Origin of the sequence: Bradyrhizobium altum (assembly GCF_020889705.1) — a bacterium.
Taxonomy (GTDB): domain Bacteria; phylum Pseudomonadota; class Alphaproteobacteria; order Rhizobiales; family Xanthobacteraceae; genus Bradyrhizobium; species Bradyrhizobium altum.
In genome coordinates this window covers 1-5,628 of record NZ_JACMYP010000397.1, presented here as the reverse complement: position 1 = coordinate 5,628, position 5,628 = coordinate 1, and the positions used below count along the sequence as shown (strand labels likewise).

5 protein-coding genes and 1 pseudogene are annotated in these 5,628 nt (G+C 62.7%); 3 read left to right on the top strand and 3 right to left on the bottom strand.

Going from position 1 to position 5,628, the window contains the following annotated elements:
• Positions 1–134: pseudogene (locus H8B02_RS44670) on the bottom strand (lytic murein transglycosylase); the annotation flags it as partial.
• Between H8B02_RS44670 and H8B02_RS44665 the strand changes: the two are divergent.
• The gene (locus tag H8B02_RS44665; protein WP_229172121.1) at positions 79–1,368 is read left to right on the top strand and encodes a toll/interleukin-1 receptor domain-containing protein; all 1,290 of its coding nucleotides are present in this window, start codon (positions 79–81) and stop codon (positions 1,366–1,368) included. The pseudogene H8B02_RS44670 and the gene H8B02_RS44665 overlap by 56 nt on opposite strands.
• A 30-nt stretch (positions 1,369–1,398) precedes the next feature.
• Here H8B02_RS44665 and H8B02_RS44660 read toward each other — a convergent pair whose 3' ends face one another.
• Complete coding sequence (locus H8B02_RS44660) at positions 1,399–1,983, bottom strand: TIGR00645 family protein (protein WP_229172120.1); 585 nt, start codon at positions 1,981–1,983, stop codon at positions 1,399–1,401.
• A 244-nt stretch (positions 1,984–2,227) separates the two neighbouring features.
• Positions 2,228–3,877: an energy-dependent translational throttle protein EttA gene (gene ettA, locus H8B02_RS44655; RefSeq protein ID WP_212311631.1), complete on the bottom strand. Its 1,650-nt coding sequence runs from the start codon at positions 3,875–3,877 to the stop codon at positions 2,228–2,230.
• A gap of 270 nt (positions 3,878–4,147) precedes the next feature.
• On the opposite strand from ettA, the gene H8B02_RS44650 reads away from it, so the two are divergent.
• Positions 4,148–4,390 carry a hypothetical protein gene (locus H8B02_RS44650; protein WP_229172119.1) on the top strand — a complete coding sequence of 81 codons (243 nt, stop codon included), beginning with the start codon at positions 4,148–4,150 and terminating at the stop codon, positions 4,388–4,390.
• 117 nt (positions 4,391–4,507) lie between these two features.
• Positions 4,508–5,470, top strand: coding sequence for a D-2-hydroxyacid dehydrogenase family protein (locus H8B02_RS44645; RefSeq protein WP_229172118.1), 963 nt, complete (start codon positions 4,508–4,510; stop codon positions 5,468–5,470).
• Positions 5,471–5,628: the final 158 nt, after the last annotated feature.

Sequence of the window (5,628 nt, the reverse complement as noted above, 5' to 3'; positions counted from 1 at the left end):
CCGCGTGTTTCCCGATCGAAGGTTTCGCGCGACACGCCGGCCGCCTTCGCCTCCGGCCACAGCGAGGCGATGAACTGGGTGAACGCGGCGTCGGCGGCGGATGCGGGCCGCTGCAGCGGCGTACACAGCAGCACCGCGCATGCGACGATGGTGGCAGGCCATTTCATGATCGATCTCACCCCGCGGAAACAGGCATTGCAACGTGGATTCGGCAATGTCAGAATTCAATTCTGGGTGGTAAGTTTTGCCATGCGCATATTTTTGTCATTTCCCTCCGAATTGGAATCGCAGGCTGACAACATCGCTCAGTCCCTGCGCAATTGCGACCATGACGTCTTCTTTTCGCACGACGATCTCCCGCCGGGCGATAGCTTTGATGCGCGCGTCGAAAAAGCCATCGAAAGCAGCGATTTTATGGTGTTCCTGATCAGCCCGGAATCGGTGACCAAGGGACGCTACACCTTGAGCGAGCTCGCCTTTGCCCGAGCCAAGTGGCCGAACCCGAGCAATCGCGTGCTGCCGGTGATGATGGCGCCGACCTCGCTCGACCAGGTCCCGGCCTATCTCAAGGCGGTCACGATCCTGGAGCCGCAGGGCAGTGCCGCGGCCGAGACGCGCGCCGCGGTGGACCGCATGCTGGCGGCCGAGCGCGCGCAGTCGCGCGGCCGATCCAGTTGGCCCTTCGTCGTGCTGGCGCTTTTCTCGGTTGTCGGCAGCTTCATTACCGTGAGGTATGCCACCGGCGTTCTGCAATATTCGTTCGTGGATTCCACGCCGACCGGTGGGATAACGATCCTGCCCGGTGTGATATTTGGATTGGTGGTCGCGATCTGCAACTTCATATTTGGCGTCAAGGACCGGTTCCAGCTGGCACTGGTGGTTGCGGTGACGTCAGCGGCCTGGATCGCGGCCTACGATGCCAGCAGCGTCACGCTTCAGTCACTCGGCCAGTATTCGAAAGCTGTCGCCACCGCCGCCGCTGACGCCGGTACCGCCGACACAACCGCCACCCCCGCCGAAGTCAGGGACACGCTCGGCAATAATCCGTTCATGGGCTACGTCATCGGCTGCGTCGGAGGAGCCGTTGGCGGCGCGATCACAATTCTTGGCGTCCTGCTGACCAATCCCGGCTTCAGGCGGCTCGACAGCGTTGTCGTGAACTGGATCGCTGCCATAGCGGCCGGAGCCGTTTACGGCGCGATCGTCAAATTCCCGGACTGGCTGGCCTGGCTGGTCCTATTCGGCGTCTGGCAGACCACATTCATCCTCGCGATGGCGCGCGGATTCCCGCGCGGGGCCGCGGAAATCCCGGAATGGCTGGGCAGGATCACCGCGCCGGCATTGTTCGGCCAACGCGCGGCGCGATGACGCCGCGCCGGCCATTATTAGTTGTCCCGGCTAATGCCCAACCTGCTGCTTGGCGCCCTCGATCGAGTCGTTCGACAGCCTGTCGACGATGGCGATGCCGATCGCCGACAGGATGAAGACGCAGTGGATGATGGTCTGCCACATCACGCCGGTCTCGGTGTAGGTGCCCTTGCCGGACGACAGCGCACCGGCCTCGATGAAGGTGCGCAGCAAGTGGATCGAGGAGATGCCGATGATCGCCATCGCCAGCTTGATCTTCAGCACGCTGGCATTGACGTGGCTGAGCCATTCCGGCTCGTCCGGATGTCCCTGCAGGTTCAGGCGCGACACGAAGGTCTCGTAGCCGCCGACGATCACCATCACCAGGAGGTTCGAGATCATCACGACGTCGATCAGGCCGAGCACGGCCAGCATGATCTGCTGCTCGCTGAAATCGAAGGCATGGGCGAACAGGTGCCACAACTCCTTCAGGAACAGCACGACATAGACGCCCTGGGCGATGATCAGGCCGACATAGAGCGGCAATTGCAGCCAGCGCGATCCGAAGATCAGCATGGGAACGGGACGCAGCGACCGGCCCTTCGAGCGGGCGGGCGCGTCTGATAGTGCGGACATGTTGGAGTGCTCGCGGAATTGAGAATTGCGGAGCGCTCTATCTACGCAATCCCGCGCACTTGAAAAGCGACAACTGGCCGCAGATTGCGCCGCGATGCCGTCACGATCCTGCCAATGTAGGGCATCGTGATGCTTGCCCTATCCACTCGTCATGGCCGGGCTTGTCCCGGCCATCCACGTCTTTGTATCCGGGAAGCAAAGACATGGATGCCCGGCACAAGGCCGGGCATGACGATATCTTGGATCAACGCGTCAGCTTCTTGTACTTCACGCGGTGCGGAATGATGCTGTCCTGGCCGAGCCGGCGCATCTTGTCCTTTTCGTAATCCTGGAAGTTGCCCTCGAACCATTCGACATGGCTGTCGCCCTCGAAGGCCAGGATGTGGGTCGCGATGCGGTCGAGGAACCAGCGATCATGGCTGATGATGACGGCGCAACCGGCAAAATCCTCCAGCGCCTCTTCCAGCGCACGCAGCGTGTCGACGTCGAGGTCGTTGGTCGGTTCGTCGAGCAGCAGGACGTTGGCGCCCGACTTCAGCATCTTGGCGAGATGCACGCGGTTGCGTTCACCGCCCGACAGCGCGCCGACTTTCTTCTGCTGGTCGGCGCCCTTGAAGTTGAACGACGAGCAATAGCCGCGCGAGTTGACTTCCTTCTTGCCGAGCAGGATCAGCTCGTTGTTGCCCGAGATCTCCTCCCACACCGTCTTCTTGCCGTCGAGCGCGTCGCGCGACTGGTCGACATAGCCGAGATGTACGCTCTCGCCGACGGTGATGGAGCCCTTGTCCGGCGTCTCCTGCTTGGTGATCATCCTGAACAGCGTGGTCTTGCCGGCGCCGTTGGCACCGATCACACCGACGATGCCGCCCGGCGGCAGCTTGAAGGTGAGATCGTCGATCAGCATGCGGTCGCCAAAACCCTTGCTGAGGCCTTCGAAGTCGACAACGTTCTGACCGAGGCGCTCGGCAACCGGAATCGTGATCTGCGCGGTCTGGGTCTGCTTTTCACTGGCTTGTTTCAGCAGCTCCTCATAGCGCTGGTAACGTGCCTTGGACTTGGCCTGACGCGCCTTTGGCGAGGATGCGATCCACTCCTGCTCGCGGGCCAGCGTCTTCTGATGCGCGGCGTCCTCGCGACCTTCCTGCTCGAGCCTCTTCTGCTTCTGCTGCAGCCAGGACGAATAGTTGCCCTCGTAGGGGATGCCCTTGCCGCGGTCGAGCTCGAGGATCCAGCCCGTGACGTTGTCGAGGAAGTAGCGGTCGTGGGTCACGATCAGGATCGCGCCGGGGTAGTTGCGCAGATGGCCTTCCAGCCATGACACCGACTCGGCGTCGAGATGGTTGGTCGGCTCGTCCAGCAACAGCAATTCCGGCTGGTCGAGCAGCAGGCGGCACAGCGCGACGCGGCGGCGTTCACCGCCCGACAGTTTCGTGACATCGGCATCATCGGGCGGGCAGCGCAGCGCGTCCATCGCCTGGTCGACCTTGCTGTCGAGATCCCACAGGCCCTGCGCCTCGATCTCGTCCTGCAGCTTGGTCATTTCGTCAGCGGTCTCGTCCGAGTAATTGACGGCCAGTTCGTTGTAACGGTCGAGGATCGCCTTCTGCTTGGCGACGCCGAGCATGACGTTCTCACGGACGTTGAGTGCGGGATCGAGGTGCGGCTCCTGCTCGAGATAGCCGACGCGGGCGCCCTCGGCGACCCAGGCCTCGCCGTTATACTCCTTGTCGAGACCAGCCATGATCTTGAGCAGCGTCGACTTGCCCGAGCCGTTGACGCCGAGCACGCCGATCTTGGCGTCCGGGTAGAAGCTCAGATGGATGTTATCGAGCACCTTGCGGGTCGGATACGCCTTGGTCAGACCCTGCATGAAATAGATGAACTGGCGAGCCATCCGCTGTCCCTGGAATTGATCCGATTTGTGGAAATTTTGCTGTGGCCGATGTAACGGCCGGCCCCCGAAAGCGCAACCGCAGGGCGGTCGTTTTCCATCCGTTCACCACGTTCCGTCCATTCGCCACGGGTGATTACGGGTTCGACACCATGTGCGCGCCGAATCACGACAATTGAAACTATCTTTTAATAAATCAGGCCAAAACTCGTTCTCAACGCCGAAAACGGCGATTTTCGCGGCAGAACCGCGACAAACAGTTGAGGCCACGTCATGGCTACCATCATTTCAGCACCTCTTTCGCGCCCGACGACCAAATGCGAGACGACGCTGTTCGCCGAATTAAGCGCCTTCTGGCGGGCTTTCGTTGCCAAGGCTTTCAATCCCTACCGGCCGGAACTGCACTATATGCGCGGCCCGGGTCCGGCCTGCCGTGCCAAGCAGATGGCGCTGTCGCCGGCGGTCCGCTCGATGCTCGCCGATATCCGCACCGCGAAGACGCGCAGGCCATCCTGAGCCATCCGGCAATCGCCGCTTTTTTGAAACTGCGGCCGCTTGCGTGCCCGCCGATTGCGCGCGACTCCCCGACGGTTGATTGTCCGCCGTCGCCCTCACCCTGAATGGACCTTTCCGATGACGCGGCTCCGCTGTGCAATCCTCGACGACTACTTCGACATCGCGCTTTCGCTGGCCGACTGGCCGGCGATCAAGGGCCGCGTCGAGGTCACCGTGTTCGACAAGCCGTTCGCGAGCGAGGCGGAAGCAGCGGAGAAGCTGAAGGATTTCGAGATCATCTGCGCGATGCGCGAGCGCACACCGTTCCCGCGCAGCCTGCTCGACGCGTTGCCCAGGCTGAAGCTGCTGATCACGTCGGGCATGCGCAACGCCGCGATCGACATGGAGGCCACCAAGGAACGCAAGGTGGTGCTGTGCGGCACCCAATATAGCCGCGATCCCACCGCGCCCCTGACCATGGGCCTGATCCTGGAGCTGACCCGTGGCATCGGCCGCGAGAATGCGCGGATGCACGCCGGCGAGCCCTGGCAGAGCTTTGCCGGCACCGAGATCGAGGGCAAGACGCTCGGTGTCATCGGCCTCGGTAAGCTCGGCAGCAAGGTCGCCGGCATGGCCAAGGCGTTCGGCATGAACGTGATCGCCTGGAGCCCCAACCTGACGCCGGAGAAATGCAAGGAGGCCGGCGTCGGCTACGCCAGCAAGGACGAGCTGTTCGCGACATCAGACATCATCACCATCCATGTCGTGCTGAGCCCGCGCTCACGCGGACTGGTCGGCGCTGCCGATCTCGCCCGCATGAAGCCACAGGCCTATCTCGTCAACACCGCGCGCGGGCCGATCGTCGACGAAGACGCCCTCCTCGTCGCACTGCGCGAGAAGAAGATCGCCGGCGCCGGCATCGACGTGTTCTCGGTCGAGCCGCTGCCGTCAGATCACCCGCTCCGCAAGCTCGACAATGTCGTGATCACACCGCACCTCGGCTATGCGACGCGCGAGAGCTTGCAGACGCACTATCAGCAGATGGTCGCGTGCATCGACGCCTTCACCAAGGGCAGCGAGCCGCCGCGGCGGCTGGCCTGAGATCGGACATCGATCGGCAAATAAAAAAGGCGCGCTGTTCGCGCGCCTTTTTCAATGATGAGTTTGCCGGTTGGCCTAGCGCACCGTAACCGGCGCTGGCAGCGGCTGGACCGAGGTCGGCTGCGTGCCGGGCAGCGGCGCGGCCTGGGCCTGCGTCG

Coding starts and splice junctions, on each gene's coding strand:
- H8B02_RS44660 (WP_229172120.1), bottom strand. CDS start 1,983: ATGTCCGCACTATCAGACGCGCCCGCCCGCTCGAAGGGCCGGTCGCTG.
- ettA (WP_212311631.1), bottom strand. CDS start 3,877: ATGGCTCGCCAGTTCATCTATTTCATGCAGGGTCTGACCAAGGCGTAT.
- H8B02_RS44650 (WP_229172119.1), top strand. CDS start 4,148: ATGGCTACCATCATTTCAGCACCTCTTTCGCGCCCGACGACCAAATGC.
- H8B02_RS44645 (WP_229172118.1), top strand. CDS start 4,508: ATGACGCGGCTCCGCTGTGCAATCCTCGACGACTACTTCGACATCGCG.